Here is a 15,196-nt window from a genome sequence, read left to right on the forward strand (position 1 = left end):
GATGGGCTCCATGGTTCTGGTTGCCGGCGGCCTCGCGCTGTTCATCGGCCTGACCATCCTGGTGGTATCCCTGGCCACGTCCGGCGGGCGCCGGGGCGGCGTCTCGCGCGGTCTCCACGCGATCAGCGAGGTGTACGCGGCGGGCGGCACGACGGCGGCGCCGCAGGACGACGGCTTCAGCAACCGCGTGGTGGCGCCGATGTCCGGCCGGGTCACCCGGATCGGTCGTCAGCTGACCCCCGGCGGCACGCTCAACCGCCTCCGTCGTTGGCTCAACTACGCCGGCAATCCGCCGTTCTGGACCGTTGACCGGATCTTCAGCCTCAAGGGCCTGAGCCTGCTCGGCCTCGGCGTCATCGGCGCGCTGGCCGGCCTCGTGCTCAACGGTCTGGTCGGGGCGATCCTCGGCGGCCTGGCCGGCAGCGTCGTGGGCTACTACGTGCCCGATCTGATCATCTACCAGATGGGCTACAACCGGCAGGAGATGATCCGCCAGTCCATGCCGGACGTGCTGGACATCCTGACCGTCAGCGTCGAGGCCGGCCTCGGCTTCGACGCCGCGCTGGCGCAGGTCGCCCGCTACGGCCGGGGCCCGCTGGTCGGCGAGTTCGCCCGGTCGCTGCAGGAGATGCAGATCGGCCTGTCCCGGGTCGAGGCGATGCGCGCGCTGGCGCCGCGCACCCGGGTGACGGAGCTGCGTACCTTCTGCTCGGTGGTCGTCCAGGCGAGCGAGCTCGGCGTGCCGATCGCGACGGTGCTGCGGGAGCAGGCCAAGGAGATGCGCGTGCGGCGTCGGCAGCGCGCCGAGGAGATCGCCCAGAAGATTCCCGTGAAGATCCTCTTCCCGCTGATCTTCTGTCTGTTCCCGTCGCTGTTCATCGTGGTGATCGGGCCGGGCGTCATCAACATCATCAACGGCCTCTCACTGATCTGACGCCATCCGTAAGGGGATGTCACTGATCTGACAGTCGGCTGCTCACCAGGGCGGAAACCGGGCAGAATTCTTCGGGTGACCGGCGCGACCGAGCCGTTGCGGAGGATTGCCGCCTACGGCATATGTCCTGATTCCGACGACCGAGTGTTGTTGGTCCGAGCCTCGGTCACGTCAGGCACCCCCGGCGCGTGGTCACTCCCGGGCGGCGCCGTCGACCACGGCGAGCACCCCTACGACACCGTCGTCCGCGAGACGGCCGCCGAGACCGGGCTCTCCGTGAGCGTCGACCGGCTCCTCGACGTGGTCGCCGACCTGCGCACGCTGCCCGGCATCGCGCTGCACACCGACCGGCTCATCTACGCGGTCACGCTGCGCGGCGGGGCGCTGCGCGAGCGGGTCAACCAGCCGACCGACCTGGCCCGCTGGGTCCACCGCGACGAGCTCGTCGCGATGCCCCTGCGTCCCTTCACCGCCGCCGCCCTCGGGCTGGCCCTGCCGGCGGGCGACGCCGCCCCGGACGAGACGCCCGATCTGCCCTCCTTCTACGCGGTGCCCGGCCCCGACGGCCTGCACCGCACCCAGCGCTTCGCGGCGTACGGACTGGTCACCGACCCGACCAACCGCGTGCTGCTGACCCGCATCGCCGACGGTTACCCGGGCGCCGGCCGCTGGCACCTGCCCGGCGGCGGCACCGACTACGGCGAGCAGCCAGGCCCGGCCCTCATCCGCGAGCTCGTGGAGGAGACCGGTCAGCAGGGGCGCCTGCTCGACCTGCTCGGCGTCGCGAGCCACCGCGACGCGGCGTCGCTCGGCCCCGAGGGCTACCCCATCGACTGGCACGGCGTGCGCGCGTTCTACCGGGTCATGGTGGACGCGCCGACGTCGCCGACCGTCCACGACGTCGGCGGCTCGACGGCCGAGGCCCGCTGGTTCGACCCGCAGCAGCTCACCGGCCTCCCGCTGACCGAGGTGACCGAGGAGGCGCTCGCGCGGGCACCGCTGGGCTGAGACGGTGGCATCATCGGAGGGTCCCGGCGACGGGGCCTGACCGAGGGGGTGGCGCGGGTGCGACGGCGGCGGATCGGGGCGTACGGGGTCTGTCTGGACCCGGAGGGCCGGGTGCTGCTGGTGCGCCTGTCCACCCGGTCGACCGAGCCGGGCCGGTGGATCCTGCCGGGCGGCGGCATCGAGCACGGCGAGAACCCCGCCGCCGCGGTGGTCCGCGAGGTCGAGGAGGAGACCGGCCTGCGGGTGCGCGTACGGAGGCCGCGCGACGTGCGCCACGACCTGGTTGTCGACCGGCGGGGCGCGCTCGTGCACCACGACCGGTTGATCTTCGACGTCGACGTCGTCGCCGGCGACCTGCGCGACGAACTGGCCGGCTCTACGGACGCGGCGGCCTGGTTCGAGCCGGAGGAGTTGGCGACCCTGCCCCTGCTGCCGTTCGTGGCCGCAGCCCTCGGGGTGGCCCCGGATGAGGTCTGGTCCGCCGCCGCCCGCGACGCCGCGCAGGCCGTGGCCGCGCGCATCGACGCCGCCCACGCGGCGACCGCACCGGCCAGAGCGGCCACCGGCGTCGCCGGCCCCGACGGCGTGCCGGGCCGCTTCCAGCGCTTCGCGGCGTACGGGCTGGTCACCGACCCGGCCGGCCGGGTGCTGCTGTCCCGCATCGCGACCGGCTACCCGGGCGGCGGCCGTTGGCACCTGCCGGGCGGCGGCACGGACCACGGCGAGGACGCCGCGACCGGCCTGCTGCGCGAGATGTACGAGGAGACCGGCCAGCACGGCCGGGTGACGGCCCTGTTGGCGGTCTCACACCGCTACAACGGTCCGGCGCTGGGCCCGGAGGGCGTGCCGATCGACTGGCACGGCGTACGGGTGGTGTTCCGGGTGGTCGTGGACGAGCCGACGGCGGCGGCCGTGACGGAGGCGCCGGGCGGTTCGACGGCGGAGGCGGGTTGGTTCTCCGTGTCCGACGCGCTGCGCCTGCCGCTCACGGAGATCGCCGAGGAGTCGATCGCGGGCCACCTCCGGGGGAGTGCATCCGGTCACAGCGCTGGGAATGCCGACCACGGCGAGGGACAATAGACAGCGAGTGACCAGGAGATAGCGAAGCGTAATCGACCTTCGCGGCGATAAGTCCGATTCCGATACGTTCGCGGCTAAAGACTGCCGGGTTCGGGCATCGCCAACTCGCCTCCTGTATGCGATTGTGTAGGACGCCAACCCGGGCGGACCCGGACTTGGCTGTCCTACTGGAGGGATAACGTGCCGAGACCCAGGTTCCGTCGGCGACGCAGCATGGACAATCCCGGGCCCGCAGGCCGCCGGTGGGGACGCCTGCGCCGCAGCGGATCGCTCGCTCGACAGGTTCTCGTCGAAGGACGCGGCATCGTCGGCCGGGTCGGTCGGCGCCGCGACAAGGACGGCGTCACCGCCCAGATCTCCGAGGCCGATGTGCTCGTCGAGCGCCAGTTCCGCTCGCTGCTCGGCCGCCGGGCCGCCGCGACCGCACCCGTCAGCCCCGCGCTGCCGCCCGTTCTGGGCCGGCCGGACGCGGCGCTCGACGACGCGGTCCCGGTCAGCATCCCGCTGCTGCCCGGCGAGCGGACGCCCATGCGCCGGCTCAAGTTCGCCATCGCGAACGGCTGCACCGTGGCGAGCCTCGTGCTCGGCATGGTCGCGGTCTTCCTGGCGATCAACGGTGAGATCACCTTCGCCGCCGTGGCGCTGCTCGGCTGCGTGGCCTTCGACGGCTGCGACGGCGGCCTCGCCCGCAAGTTCAACGTGGCCAGCCCGTTCGGCGCGCAGATGGACTCGCTGGCCGACCTGAGCTCGTTCGGCGTGGCCACCGGCATCGTGGTCTACCAGTGGCTGATCACCAACGGCGCGCCGGTCGGCGCGGCCGCCCCGGTCTGCGCGCTGGTCGCGGTCTGCGCCGCGATCCGCCTGGCCCGGTTCAACGTCTCGCCGAAGGACGGCCGGTTCTTCACCGGCGTGCCGACCACCATGATCGCCGCCGTGCTGGCGCTCGCGACCCAGCTGAGCCCGGCCATGCCGGCCAGCGCCCGGGTCGCGGTCGTGGCGCTCGCCGCGCTCGCGATGGTCAGCTCGTTCCCGTACGCGAAGCTGACCCGCGTGATCCGGCTGCCCATCTGGGTCTGGCTGCTGCCCCTCGTCGGCGTGCTGCTGAACCCGGCGGTGACGTTCGTCGTCGTGGTGCTCGCCTACCTGGTCAGCGGCCCGTTCATCTGGCTGCACCAGCGCCAGACCCGGCGCGCGATCGCCTAGACAACAGGCACACGAGAGGGGCCCCGCTCACGCGGGGCCCCTCTCGTCATGTCAGATCCAGCGGGCGATGACCGTCTCGCCGCCGACCACGCGGTCGCCCACGGCCACCTCGGCCGTCGCGAGGTCCGCCGGCAGGTAGACGTCCGTACGCGAGCCGAAGCGGATGAGGCCGAAGCGCTCGCCCTTCGCCAGCAGCGCCCCGACCGGCGCCCGGTGCACGATCCGGCGGGCGATCAGCCCCGTCCGCTGCGCGACGACGACCCGCCCGCGCGTGGTGTCGAGCACCGTGTACGCCGCGACGTTGTGCTCCGCCTCCGGCTTCATGGCCGCCGCGAACCCGCCGTCGACGACGAACTGGTCGGCCACCCGGCCGGCGACCGGCGCCCGGTTCACGTGCACGTCGAGCACCGACAGGAAGACGGCGATGCGCAGGTACTCCTGGTCGCCCCAGGTGCCGAGCTTGTCGTCGTGCAACCGCTCGACGGAGAGCACCTTGCCGTCGCTGGCCGCGACCACGGCGCTCGGGTCGGCGGGCACGTCGCGCTGCGGGTCGCGGAAGAACGCGGCCACCGGGCCGGCGGCGAGCGCCGGCAGCAGCCAGGCACGCGAGCGCGGCCGCACCGAGCGGATCAGGGCCGCGGCACCGAGCGAGATGGCGGCCGCCGCCACGCCGTTGGAGTCGATGTTCATCGTGCGGGACAGCTTCACGCTGCTCGTGCGCGCGAGGGGGGCCAGGGACTCGGCGAGCGCCGGGTCGGCCGCGGTGAACCGCAGCCGGTGCACGCGCAGCGGCGGCGGGTTGAGCAGGACCAGGTCGCTGCCGATGCCGTGGCTGTCGGCGTAGCGGGCCACCTCGGCGCCCGCGGGCCCGGCGAGGAACTCGGCGGCGGGCACCGCGAGGCTGAGCACGCCGCCGGCGGTGAGCTGCTTGGCGAGGCCGTCGATCTCGGCGCGGGCGGACTCGGCGGAGCCGCGCAGCGGCTCCGCCACGATCACGGCGTCGGCCGGGTCGGCCTCGGCGAGCGACTCGACCACCCGTACCCGGGCATCGACCAGGGCCGACGCGGCGGCGACGTGGGCGCGGACCTCGTCGGAGGCGGACCCGGCGACGACGGTCAGCTCGCCGCCCGCGCCGAGCGCCTCGATCGCGGCGCTGAGCACCTCGGACGGTCCACTGACGCCGACGAGCAGGCCCGACGCGGGGCCCGTCCGGCGGGCGAAGTCGGCGGCGAGGGCGGCGGCGGCCCGGCCGTCGACCCGGCTGAAACCGGCGAGGCCGGTCTGCGCGGGCGCGTTGGCTGACTCGGTCATCGTGACCCCTTCGGCAAGACTGGTTGGCGGGCCCGGATGGCCCCGCCAGGGCCAGCATATGCGGCGGGGGTGGACCGGCCGGTCGGCCGGCCCACCCCCGCGGGTGGACCCCGTCAGATCGTCGGCTCCGGCTTGTCGTCCGGGTCCGCGACCGCTGGGGCGCCTGAGGTCGGCGTGGCGGCTGCGGGCTCGCGTCGCGGCCGCAGATTCACGAGTACACCGAACAGTCCGAGCCCGATCAGGGCGAGCGCCAGGAGCCAGCCGAGGTTGGGCAGGCCCACGTCGAGATAGCTGCCGCCGAGCCAGGCGACCACGATGAACAGGAAGATCAGGCCGAACCCGAGGGAGACGGCGTCGGTGCGGTGGCGGTTCATCGGTGCACCTCCAGGTTGCCCGCGCTGACCTCGACGACGATGGTGATCTTGCCGCCGCCGGCGCCGTCCGTGTCGAGGTCGGTGACGGTGCGCTTCGGGTTGAAGAGCCCTTCCCACTGCTCGCCCAGCACCTCGGCGTTGCCGGCGAACACCTTGGCGTTCACGACGGCATCGACCTTGTCGGGCAGGATGATCGTGACGTTGCCGGCGCGGGTGGTGAGCCGGGTGGTCACGTCCTGGCCGGCGAAGTCTACGTTCGACAGGTCGAGCCTGGTGTCGCCCGCGCCCTGGCGGTAGTGGTCCTCGATCTCGGCCACGTTGTGCGGGCGCCATTCGATGTTGCCCATGTGGCCCCAGTCGTCGTTGTGGACGCGGTCCACGCCCGCCGTGAGGCCCAGCCCCAGCGACAGCACGATGCCGAGGGCGATGAGGCCCCGGGCCCGGCCGATCCAGGCGCCGATGACGAGGCCGAGGCCGACGGTGGCCAGCGCGGCGGCCACGTAGACCTCGCCCGGCACCGAGTTGTCGGCCAGGTCGATCAGCGCGACGACGCCGAGGACCAGGAGCAGTACGGAGATCACCAGGCCGCCGAGCCGCGAGCGGGGCGGCTTCGGGGTCGGCGGCGTTGGCACGGGCCGGTTCCACGTGGGCGGCACCGGCGGCGGGCCGTACGGCCCGTGGGGCGCGAACGGAGCCCGCGGCGGGGCACCGGGCGGCGGCGGGGCCAGCGGCGTGGTCGCCGTGGCGGGGGAGGACATGGTGGCTCCTTGTGACGTGGGCGGGTAGTACCCGGCCGGTGGCGGCGGTGTCACCGGATAGCCGGGGGCGGGCGGATAGCCCGGGGTCGGCGGATAGGCGGGCGGCGGACCCGTGATCTTGCCGCGCTCGCGCAGCAGCAGGTAGCCGCCGCCGAGCAGGAGCAGCACGATGAACACGCCGGGCTCGGCCCGACCGCCGAGGAACGCCGCCAGCGTCAGCAGCACGATGCAGGCGACGATGACGGTGACCACGGTCGGGGTGCTCGACCTGCCGCGGCCGAGGACGGCCTCGACGGGCGCGCCCGTGTCGCCCTCGGACGGCAGCGTCAGCCAGCCGATGAGGTAGACCACCAGGCCCACGCCGCCGAAGAAGGTGAGCACGGCGAGCACGATGCGCCACAGCACCGGGTCGGTGTTCGTGGCCCGCCCGAACGCGCCGCAGACGCCGGCGAAGACGCGGCCGTGCGCGGGCCGGATCAGCCCGTGCCGGACGGCGAAGGCGTGCAGCGGGGCCGACTGCTGCTCGCCGTAGGCGCCCGCGCCGGGGTCGGTGGTGTCGGCACCGGGGGGTGTCGGAGGAAGATCATCCGCCGGAGGCGGGGATGACGCGCCCGCGGTCGCCGGCTCGGGTGCGTCCGGGGTCCCAGGCGGCTGTGGGGGACGGTCGTCTGTCATATACCGATCGTGGACCCGCGCGGCCCCTGCGTGCCTCAGGAGGAGACCCTGAGCTGACCCTGGGTTTACCGGATCAGGGTCGCCGCGGCTGGTCGGTCGCCCGGTGGCATGTGACGATCGGTGGGACGCCAGCGCGCACGACAGGAGCAGAAAGATCAAAACCATGGATGGTACGGCCGCCGCCGCCGGATACCAGCCGCGTCGCCTCTACCGCGACCGGGGCAACCGGCTCGTGGCCGGCGTGGCGGCCGGCCTGGCGGAGCACCTCAACCTACCCGTGGCCGCCGTCCGGATCGGGTTCGTGGCGCTCGTCGTGGCCAACGGCCTGGGCATCCTCCTCTACGTCGCGTTCTGGGCGGTGCTGCCCGTCACGAAGGCCACCCCGACGCCGGCGACGCGCAAGCGCCGGCCGGTGGAGCTGCTGCCGTTCCTGGGGCTGATCGCGGGCGTCTTCCTGCTGCAGTTGCATCTCGGCTGGTTCGGCCTCAACGCGACCGTGGTGGCGCTGCTGGCGCTCGTGGCGGCGGGAGCCGGCATCATCTGGCACCAGGCCGACCCGGCGCGCCGCCGCTCGGGCGTCGACCCCGCCGAGGCGGAGCTGCCGTGGACCCAGCGCCTGGTGCGCGGCCTCGACCAGGAGACCGACAAGGACCGGCGCTGGTCGCTGCTGCGGGTCATCGGCGGCGGGCTGCTCATCATCACCGGCATCATCGCCCTGCTCACCGTGTACGCGGCGCCGCTGAGCAATGTCGGCCTCGGGTCGATCCTGCTGAGCCTCGCCTTCGCGGTGCTGGCGCTGGCCGGCGTCGTCATGATCCTCGCCCCGCTGATCTACCGGATCTTCGGCCAGCTCCGCGAGGAGCGCGTGGCCCGCATCCGCGAGCAGGAGCGCGCCGAGATCGCCGCCGTGGTGCACGACCAGGTGCTGCACACGCTCGCCCTGATCCAGCGCAACGCCGGCGACTCGACGAGCGTCCAGCGGCTGGCCCGCGGCCAGGAGCGCAGCCTGCGCAACTGGCTCTACAAGCCGACCGCGTCGCCCACCGAGCGGGTCACCGCCGCGCTGGAGGAGGTCGCCGCCGAGGTGGAGGACAGCTACGCCATCACGGTGGAGACCGTCATCGTCGGCGACGCGCCCTCCGACGACGACACGGCGGCACTGGTCGCGGCCGTGCGCGAGGCGCTGGTGAACGCGGCGCGCCACGCCAAGGTCCCCAGCGTGTCGCTCTACGCCGAAATGGAGGAGGATCAGATCAGCGCGTACGTCCGCGACCGTGGCGCCGGGTTCGATCTGACCACTGTGGATGGCGACCGTCAGGGCGTGAAGGGGTCGATCATCGGTCGGATGGACCGCCACGGCGGCACCGCGGAGATCCGTACCGCGCCCGGCGAGGGCACCGAGGTCGCGCTGCACCTGCCGCGCGGCCGGGACAGAAAGGCGACGTCATGACCGACGGGACTGAGAGCAAGCGGCTGCGGGTGTTTCTCGTGGACGACCACGCGATGTTCCGGGCCGGGGTGCGCGCCGAGCTGGGGACGTACGTGGACGTCGTCGGCGAGGCGGCGACCGTCCCCGAGGCCATCGCCCGGGTTCCCGCCGTCGCGCCCGACGTGGTGCTGCTCGACGTGCACATGCCCGACGGCGGTGGCCGCACGGTGCTGGAGGCGTTGCGCCGGTCGCACCCGCAGATCAAGTTCCTGGCGCTGTCCGTGTCCGACGCCGCCGAGGACGTGATCGGCCTGATCCGCGCGGGCGCCCGCGGCTACGTCACCAAGACCATCTCGCCCGAGCAGCTGGCCGACGCGGTGCGCCGGGTCGCCGAGGGTGACGCGGTGTTCAGCCCGCGCCTGGCCGGCTTCGTGCTCGACGCGTTCGCCACCCGGCCCGACGTGCCCGTCGTCGACCCCGAGCTGGACCAGCTCACCAACCGCGAGCGCGAGGTGCTGCGCCTGCTCGCGCGCGGGTACGCGTACAAGGAGATCGCCAAGGAGCTGTACATCTCGATCAAGACCGTCGAGACGCACGTCTCCAACGTGCTGCGCAAGCTGCAGATGTCCAACCGGTACGAGCTGTCCCGCTGGGCCGCGGACCGCCGCCTGGTCTGAGGCGTTACTCCGTGCGCAGCACCGTGAACGCCTCGGCGAGGCGCCCCGCGCCGAGGCCGCCGGCGGTCGCGGTCTCCGCGAGCCGGTGCCGCAGGATCGCGTCGAGGTCGACGTGGCTGGTCTGCGAGACGTGCGCGCGCAGGGCCGCGAGCTTCGTGTCGTACGTGTCGGTGATGTCGACGACGTGGTCCGGCGACGGCCCGGCCGTGTACCAGACCTCCCGCACCGTCCACGGCTGGAGCCCGTGCTCGCTCAGCAGCTCCGGATAGGCGAACGGGTTGCGCGCGTCGGGGTAGATCGCGCACGTCGTCGCCTCGCCGACGGCCAGGTGGTCCGGGTGGCTGGGACCCGCGATGCGGTCCCACCGGCGCAGCGGGGAGTTGGTGATGACGCGGTCTGGCCGGTGGCGGCGGATCGCCGCGATGATGTCGCGCCGCAGGCCGAGACTCGCCGTCACCGTGCCGTCGGCGTACCCGTCGAGGAACTCCACGGTCTTGACGCCGACGACGGACGCCGCCGCCCGCTGCTCCGCCTCGCGGATCGCCGGGATGTGCTCCCGCGGGGTGTCGTCGAAGCCGCCCGCGTCGCCGCGCGTGACGATCACGTACGTCACGTCGATGCCGGCGTCGACCCAACCGGCGATGGTGCCGGCCGCGCCGAAGTCGACGTCATCGGGATGCGCGAACACCCCGAGAGCGCGGGTGACGTCGGTCAGAGCGGCGGCAGACGGCGGAAAGCACACGCCGTCACCTTCGCTTCGCTGCGGTGCCGGCGTGGACAACTGGGCTGATGGTTCGCTCGCTGCGCTCGCTCACGCCTCGAATGCTACGGCTACAGCGGGCCGCGGCCGGCGCGCAGGAGCAGCATGGCGACCTGGACGCCGTCCGGGCCGAGAGCCTCGCGGAAGCGGGCCACGATCTGCTGTTCGCGGGCGAGGACGAGGCGCGTGCCGCCGGAGGCGACGCGCGTCTTGCCGACCTCCTGGGAGATCGCGGCACGCTCGAGCCACAGCTCGATGATCGCCGAGTCGATCTCGTCGATCCGTTCTCGTAGCGCGGAGATGTGCTCGTCGGGCACGGCATCCACACTAGCGATCGTGGTGCCGGGCGGGGTGGTGATGGCGTTCGGGGCCGGGGTGAGTGCGGCGGTCATGTCATGCTCCTCGATGGATCCGATAGTGTCACACGACCCGGAGCGCCAAAAAGCCCCGGACTCGTGGGAGCCGGGGCTTGCGGTAGGTCTCTGTGCTCAGGGGCGACCTACGGCTGCCGGGATCCCGGTGCCGTAGCCATAAAATCGCGCCTGACGGTGCTGCACGTCGCCAAGTATGCCATCGGCGATCACCCGCGCGATACCCGAACCACCCTTTGGGACGTGCGCCTCATGTCGGGGGGCGGGAATAGACTCGCTCAACGATGCCCACTCTCTTTGATCCGCCGCTCTTTGATCCGCCTGTCGCGGCACAGCGGAAGCCCGAGTCGCACCCGTTGCTGGACGACCTCAACGACGCGCAACGCGCCGCGGTGACCCACGCCGGCGCGCCGCTGCTCATCGTCGCCGGCGCCGGCTCCGGCAAGACCCGCGTGCTCACCCACCGCATCGCCTATCTGCTGGCCGCGCGGGACGTGCACCCCGGCGAGGTGCTGGCGATCACGTTCACCAACAAGGCCGCGGCCGAGATGAAGGAGCGGGTCGCCGCGATCATCGGCGCCCGCGCGCGGTTCATGTGGGTCAGCACGTTCCACTCGGCCTGCCTGCGCCTCCTGCGCGCCGAACATGCCCAGCTGGGGCTCAAGTCCACCTTCAGCGTCTACGACGCCGACGACTCCCGGCGGCTCATGCAGCTCGTCGCGCGCGAGCTCGACCTCGACCCGAAGCGGCACCCGGCCCGGGCGCTCGCCGCCGAGGTGTCCAACCTCAAGAACGAGCTCATCGACCCGCAGGCGGCCACCGACCGGGCGCAGGGCCCGCACCAACGCACCGTCGCGGAGGCGTACGTGCTGTACCAGCGCCGGCTCGCGGAGGCGCAGGCGCTCGACTTCGACGACCTGATCATGATGACGGTGCGTCTGCTGCAGGAGCACCCCGACACCGCCGAGCACTACCGTCGCCGGTTCCGCCACGTCATGGTGGATGAGTACCAGGACACCAACCACGCTCAGTACGTGCTGGTCAAGGAGCTGGTCGGGCAGACGGGCGAGCTGTGCGTCGTCGGCGACGCCGACCAGTCGATCTACGCGTTCCGCGGCGCGACGATCCGCAACATCCTGGAGTTCGAGCGCGACTTCCCGGACGCGCGCACCATCCTGCTCGAGCAGAACTACCGCTCCACGCAGACCATCCTCAACGCGGCCAACGCCGTCATCGCGCGCAACAGCGAGCGGCGGCCCAAGCGGCTGTGGAGCGAGGCCGGCGAGGGCGCGCCCATCACGGCGTACGTGGCGGACACCGAGCACGGCGAGGCCGACTGGGTGGCCCGCGAGATCGACCGGCTCGTCGACGACGGGGGCGTGCGCTACGGCGACGTGGCGGTGTTCTACCGCACCAACGCGCAGTCGCGCGTGTTCGAGGAGATCTTCATCCGCCTCGGCCTGCCGTACAAGGTCGTCGGCGGGGTGCGCTTCTACGAGCGCAAGGAGGTCCGCGACGCGCTGGCGTACCTGCGCGCGATCGCGAACCCCGACGACATGGTGAGCCTGCGGCGCATCCTCAACACGCCCCGCCGGGGCATCGGCGACCGCGCCGAGGCGTGCGTGGAGGCGCTGGCCAGCCGCGAGCGGATCTCGTTCGGCGCGGCGCTGGCGCGGGCCCACGAGGCGGTCGGGATCTCCGCCCGGGCGGCGAACTCCATCGCCGACTTCGTCGCCATGCTCGGCGAGCTGCGCGAGATGACCGTGGTCGCGCCGCCGGAGGAGGTCCTGGAGGCGGTGCTGCAGCGCTCCGGCTACCTGGTCGAGCTGGAGGACAGCCCCGACCCGCAGGATGCCGGCCGGGTGGAGAACCTCCAGGAGCTCGTGAGCGTCGCCCGGGAGTACACGGAGCGCGCCGAGGCCATCGCGGCGGCCGCCGAGGGCGAGGACGCGGCGGGCCCGAGCCTCGCGGGGTTCCTGGAGCAGGTCGCGCTGGTCGCGGACGCCGACGAGATCCCCGAGGACGACCCCGACCACCAGGGCGTCGTCACCCTCATGACGCTGCACACCGCCAAGGGGCTGGAGTTTCCCGTCGTGTTCCTGACCGGCCTGGAGGACGGCGTCTTCCCGCACCTGCGCTCCCTGGGCGACCGCACCGAGCTGGAGGAGGAGCGCCGCCTGGCGTATGTGGGCATCACCCGCGCGCGGCAGCGGCTCTACCTGTCCCGGTCGGTGACCCGGTCCGCGTGGGGCGCGCCGCAGCACAACCCGGCCAGCCGGTTCATCGACGAGCTGCCGGCCGACCTGGTCGACTGGAAGCGCACCGAGGCCGCCTACACGAGCTGGTCGGGGCGGTCCGGGGTGGGTGGTCGGGGCGCGCCCGTCGAGTCGCGCTTCGTGGGGGGCACCCCGAAGGCCACCGAGATCGCCTCGCGGCTCGGGCTCGACCCGTCGAAGTTCACCACCGCGAGCGAGCTGGCGCGCTCGGACGTGCCCAGCCTGGCGGCCGGCGACCGGGTCAACCACCAGCGGTGGGGCGTCGGGCGGGTGGTGGCCGTGGAGGGCGCCGGTGCCCGCGCGCAGGCCCAGATCGACTTCGGCGACCAGGTGATGTGGATCGTGCTGCGGCACGCCCCGATCGACAAGCTCTGAGCCGAACGAGTCGAGGGCCCGGCCGTATCGGCCGGGCCCTCGACTATCCGGGGGTGGGGAAGCTCAGCAGGTGCGCATGTTGACGCCGTGCGCGCGGAGGAACTTGGCCGGGTCGACCTGGTTCCACTGGCTGCCGCGCCACACCTCGAAGTGAAGGTGGGGGCCGGTGGAGTCGCCCGTGCTGCCCTCGTAGGAGATGGTCTGCCCGGCGGCCACCTTCTGGCCGGCGTGCACCGCCAGGCGGGAGGCGTGCCCGTACAGGGTCCAGGTGCTGTTGCCGTGGCTGATGACGACCTTGTTGCCGTAGCCGTCGCCGATGTCGCCGGCCGCGATCACGGTGCCGGCGTGAGCGGCGCGGATCGGCGTACCGGAGACGTTCGCGAAGTCGATGCCCTTGTGGTACTGCGGGTAGGGGTCCGTCCGGTACTCGTAACAGGACGTCACGTCGAACTTCCCCATCGGGTAGACCCACTGGTTGGCGGCCTTCTTCGCGGCGGCCTTCTTCGCCGCGGCGGCCTTCTTGGCGGCCTCGGCGCTCTTGGCCGCCGCCTCCTGGCTGGTCTTCAGCGCGGCGTCGTCGCGGCTGGACCGGTCGGCCCGCAGGCCGGTGCGGTCGCCGACGAGGGCGACCTGCGCGTCGTGCGCGGACGACGGGGCGGTGCCGGCGGCGGTCACGCCGATCGCGGCGAGAGCGGCTACGGCGAGGCCGCTGGCCATAAGTCGCTTACTGCTGTCGAGCTTGGCAAGTCGGAGCTGTACTGCGGTGCGGAGCTGGGCCACGCGGTTCTTAATGACGGGGCGGTCGGTCTGGCCCTCGGGGGTGGTGCTGTTGTGCACGGGGGGTTACTCCAGCGTCGTCGTCATGGACACGAACTGTGACCATGGTGCTTGGCGACGCGCCGAAGATCTGTTTTCAGGGCCGGCACAGGTGCCTCGAACCATCCCGGATCGCGTGGGTTACCGACTCGTACGTGAGCGTTTTTCCGATTTTTCGGCCATGCCGGATGTGACCTGACTCCCAGATTCCCCTATGAGGTTCGTCACTGCCGGCCGGTAGTTGCGCGGGCAAGGGCCTTGCGGAATGGGACGCGCGGGCACAGCGGCGCCGTTGTCCGCCCGAGTCCGGCGCGACCTCAACGCAGTGTCAAGACCCTAGGAGATGATGATGGCGCCGTTGGCGGCTTCGAGGCGGTTGGCGATGTCCACGCCACGCTCCCGCATCCAGCGCATCGGGTCGACGGGCTTGCCGTTGATGTGCACCTCGAAGTGCAGATGGTCCCCGAATGAGAAGCCCGTGTTGCCCGCCTGCGTGATCGGCGTGCCGGCGTCCACGTGCTGGCCTTCCTTGACCAGCAGCTTCGAGGCGTGGCAGTACTTCGTGAGGATGCCGTTGCCGTGGTCGATCTCCACGGCGTTGCCACACCCGCCGTTGTACCGCGCGAGGGTGACGGTGCCGGCGTGCACCGCGTAGACCGGCGTCCCGTACGGCACGGCGAGGTCCAGGCCGGTGTGCATCTCGCCCCAGCGCATCTCGAACAGCGTGGTGATCTCGTACTGCCGGCGGAGCGGCAGATACCACACATCGGGGGCGGCCTGCTCCACCGTCGAGGCGGGTCCGGCGCGGTCCGCGGCCCGGTTGGCCCGGTCCTGCGCGGCGACGCGGTCCTCGACGGTCGTGATGCTCGTGGCGGCGGGGTCGACTGAGTAGGCGTCGGTGTGGCTGGGACCCGCGTCGGGGGCGGCTGCGCCCGCGCCGAGTACGACAACACCCGCGCCGACGACCGCGGTCGTGACGACGGCCGCATAGCGGCTACGAGGGGGTGTGGGTACGCGACGACGGCCGGTGTAGCGCCCGTCCTGCGCCTTGGGTTGCACACGCCCTCCGTCTCGTCGGACACGTGAGCACTGTGTGTCACGGGTGTACGGGAGTTGCCTCCACGCACACCGCTCGACACGGTAGCGAAC

Annotated in this window: 14 protein-coding genes; 7 read left to right on the top strand and 7 right to left on the bottom strand. The window is 72.4% G+C overall.

Annotated features, from left to right (window positions below):
• Positions 1-10: 10 nt before the first annotated feature.
• The 4 genes from ABD211_RS02160 (at position 11) to ABD211_RS02175 (ending at position 4,225) form a co-directional block, all read left to right on the top strand.
• Complete coding sequence (locus tag ABD211_RS02160; protein ID WP_344125597.1) at positions 11-934, top strand: type II secretion system F family protein; 924 nt, start codon at positions 11-13, stop codon at positions 932-934.
• A 75-nt stretch (positions 935-1,009) separates the two neighbouring features.
• On the top strand, positions 1,010-1,942 hold the full coding sequence (locus tag ABD211_RS02165; protein ID WP_344125599.1) for an NUDIX domain-containing protein: 933 nt from the start codon (positions 1,010-1,012) through the stop codon (positions 1,940-1,942).
• A gap of 57 nt (positions 1,943-1,999) precedes the next feature.
• Positions 2,000-3,022: an NUDIX hydrolase gene (locus ABD211_RS02170; RefSeq protein WP_344125601.1), complete on the top strand. Its 1,023-nt coding sequence runs from the start codon at positions 2,000-2,002 to the stop codon at positions 3,020-3,022.
• Positions 3,023-3,274: 252 nt separating this feature from the next.
• Positions 3,275-4,225 carry a CDP-alcohol phosphatidyltransferase family protein gene (locus ABD211_RS02175; protein ID WP_425560319.1) on the top strand — a complete coding sequence of 317 codons (951 nt, stop codon included), beginning with the start codon at positions 3,275-3,277 and terminating at the stop codon, positions 4,223-4,225.
• A 51-nt stretch (positions 4,226-4,276) separates the two neighbouring features.
• On the opposite strand, the gene ABD211_RS02180 is transcribed toward ABD211_RS02175, so the two are convergent.
• The 3 genes from ABD211_RS02180 to ABD211_RS02190 form a co-directional block, all read right to left on the bottom strand.
• The gene (locus tag ABD211_RS02180) at positions 4,277-5,536 is read right to left on the bottom strand and encodes a phosphatidylserine decarboxylase (protein WP_344125605.1); all 1,260 of its coding nucleotides are present in this window, start codon (positions 5,534-5,536) and stop codon (positions 4,277-4,279) included.
• Positions 5,537-5,649: 113 nt separating this feature from the next.
• The gene (locus ABD211_RS02185) at positions 5,650-5,910 is read right to left on the bottom strand and encodes a hypothetical protein (protein ID WP_344125608.1); all 261 of its coding nucleotides are present in this window, start codon (positions 5,908-5,910) and stop codon (positions 5,650-5,652) included.
• Complete coding sequence (locus ABD211_RS02190) at positions 5,907-7,343, bottom strand: PspC domain-containing protein (RefSeq protein WP_344125610.1); 1,437 nt, start codon at positions 7,341-7,343, stop codon at positions 5,907-5,909. Before ABD211_RS02190 ends, ABD211_RS02185 begins: the two co-directional genes overlap by 4 nt.
• Before the next feature lie 163 nt (positions 7,344-7,506).
• Between ABD211_RS02190 and ABD211_RS02195 the strand changes: the two genes are divergently transcribed.
• Together ABD211_RS02195 and ABD211_RS02200 are read left to right on the top strand one after the other, a co-directional pair.
• Entirely contained in the window at positions 7,507-8,793 is a 1,287-nt protein-coding gene (locus tag ABD211_RS02195) for an ATP-binding protein (RefSeq protein ID WP_344125612.1), read from the top strand.
• Positions 8,790-9,449 (top strand): response regulator, encoded by a 660-nt coding sequence (locus tag ABD211_RS02200; protein ID WP_344125615.1) that lies wholly within the window; start codon positions 8,790-8,792, stop codon positions 9,447-9,449. Before ABD211_RS02195 ends, ABD211_RS02200 begins: the two co-directional genes overlap by 4 nt.
• Before the next feature lie 4 nt (positions 9,450-9,453).
• On the opposite strand, the gene ABD211_RS02205 is transcribed toward ABD211_RS02200, so the two are convergent.
• Positions 9,454-10,191 (bottom strand): PIG-L deacetylase family protein, encoded by a 738-nt coding sequence (locus ABD211_RS02205; RefSeq protein ID WP_344125617.1) that lies wholly within the window; start codon positions 10,189-10,191, stop codon positions 9,454-9,456.
• 89 nt (positions 10,192-10,280) lie between these two features.
• A complete protein-coding gene (locus ABD211_RS02210; RefSeq protein WP_344125619.1) occupies positions 10,281-10,601 on the bottom strand; it encodes a chorismate mutase in 321 nt (106 codons plus the stop codon).
• Between the two features lie 263 nt (positions 10,602-10,864).
• Here ABD211_RS02210 and pcrA point away from each other — a divergent pair, with 263 nt between their 5' ends.
• The gene (gene pcrA, locus ABD211_RS02215) at positions 10,865-13,231 is read left to right on the top strand and encodes a DNA helicase PcrA (RefSeq protein WP_344125621.1); all 2,367 of its coding nucleotides are present in this window, start codon (positions 10,865-10,867) and stop codon (positions 13,229-13,231) included.
• 63 nt (positions 13,232-13,294) lie between these two features.
• On the opposite strand, the gene ABD211_RS02220 is transcribed toward pcrA, so the two are convergent.
• Both ABD211_RS02220 and ABD211_RS02225 read right to left on the bottom strand, forming a co-directional pair.
• Positions 13,295-14,068: a M23 family metallopeptidase gene (locus ABD211_RS02220; protein WP_344125623.1), complete on the bottom strand. Its 774-nt coding sequence runs from the start codon at positions 14,066-14,068 to the stop codon at positions 13,295-13,297.
• Positions 14,069-14,383: 315 nt separating this feature from the next.
• Positions 14,384-15,106, bottom strand: a complete 723-nt coding sequence (locus ABD211_RS02225) for a M23 family metallopeptidase (RefSeq protein ID WP_344125625.1) — start codon at positions 15,104-15,106, stop codon at positions 14,384-14,386.
• Between the last annotated feature and the right edge of the window lie 90 nt (positions 15,107-15,196).

Source organism: Luedemannella flava (genome assembly GCF_039528515.1).
In the GTDB taxonomy this organism is placed as follows: Bacteria; Actinomycetota; Actinomycetes; order Mycobacteriales; family Micromonosporaceae; genus Luedemannella; species Luedemannella flava.

Excerpts from the sequence above, each read along its gene's own strand:
- ABD211_RS02200 (WP_344125615.1), top strand. The coding sequence starts at position 8,790 with ATGACCGACGGGACTGAGAGCAAGCGGCTGCGGGTGTTTCTCGTGGAC.
- ABD211_RS02185 (WP_344125608.1), bottom strand. The coding sequence starts at position 5,910 with ATGAACCGCCACCGCACCGACGCCGTCTCCCTCGGGTTCGGCCTGATC.
- ABD211_RS02195 (WP_344125612.1), top strand. The coding sequence starts at position 7,507 with ATGGATGGTACGGCCGCCGCCGCCGGATACCAGCCGCGTCGCCTCTAC.
- ABD211_RS02190 (WP_344125610.1), bottom strand. The coding sequence starts at position 7,343 with ATGACAGACGACCGTCCCCCACAGCCGCCTGGGACCCCGGACGCACCC.
- pcrA (WP_344125621.1), top strand. The coding sequence starts at position 10,865 with ATGCCCACTCTCTTTGATCCGCCGCTCTTTGATCCGCCTGTCGCGGCA.
- ABD211_RS02210 (WP_344125619.1), bottom strand. The coding sequence starts at position 10,601 with ATGACCGCCGCACTCACCCCGGCCCCGAACGCCATCACCACCCCGCCC.
- ABD211_RS02180 (WP_344125605.1), bottom strand. The coding sequence starts at position 5,536 with ATGACCGAGTCAGCCAACGCGCCCGCGCAGACCGGCCTCGCCGGTTTC.
- ABD211_RS02160 (WP_344125597.1), top strand. The coding sequence starts at position 11 with ATGGTTCTGGTTGCCGGCGGCCTCGCGCTGTTCATCGGCCTGACCATC.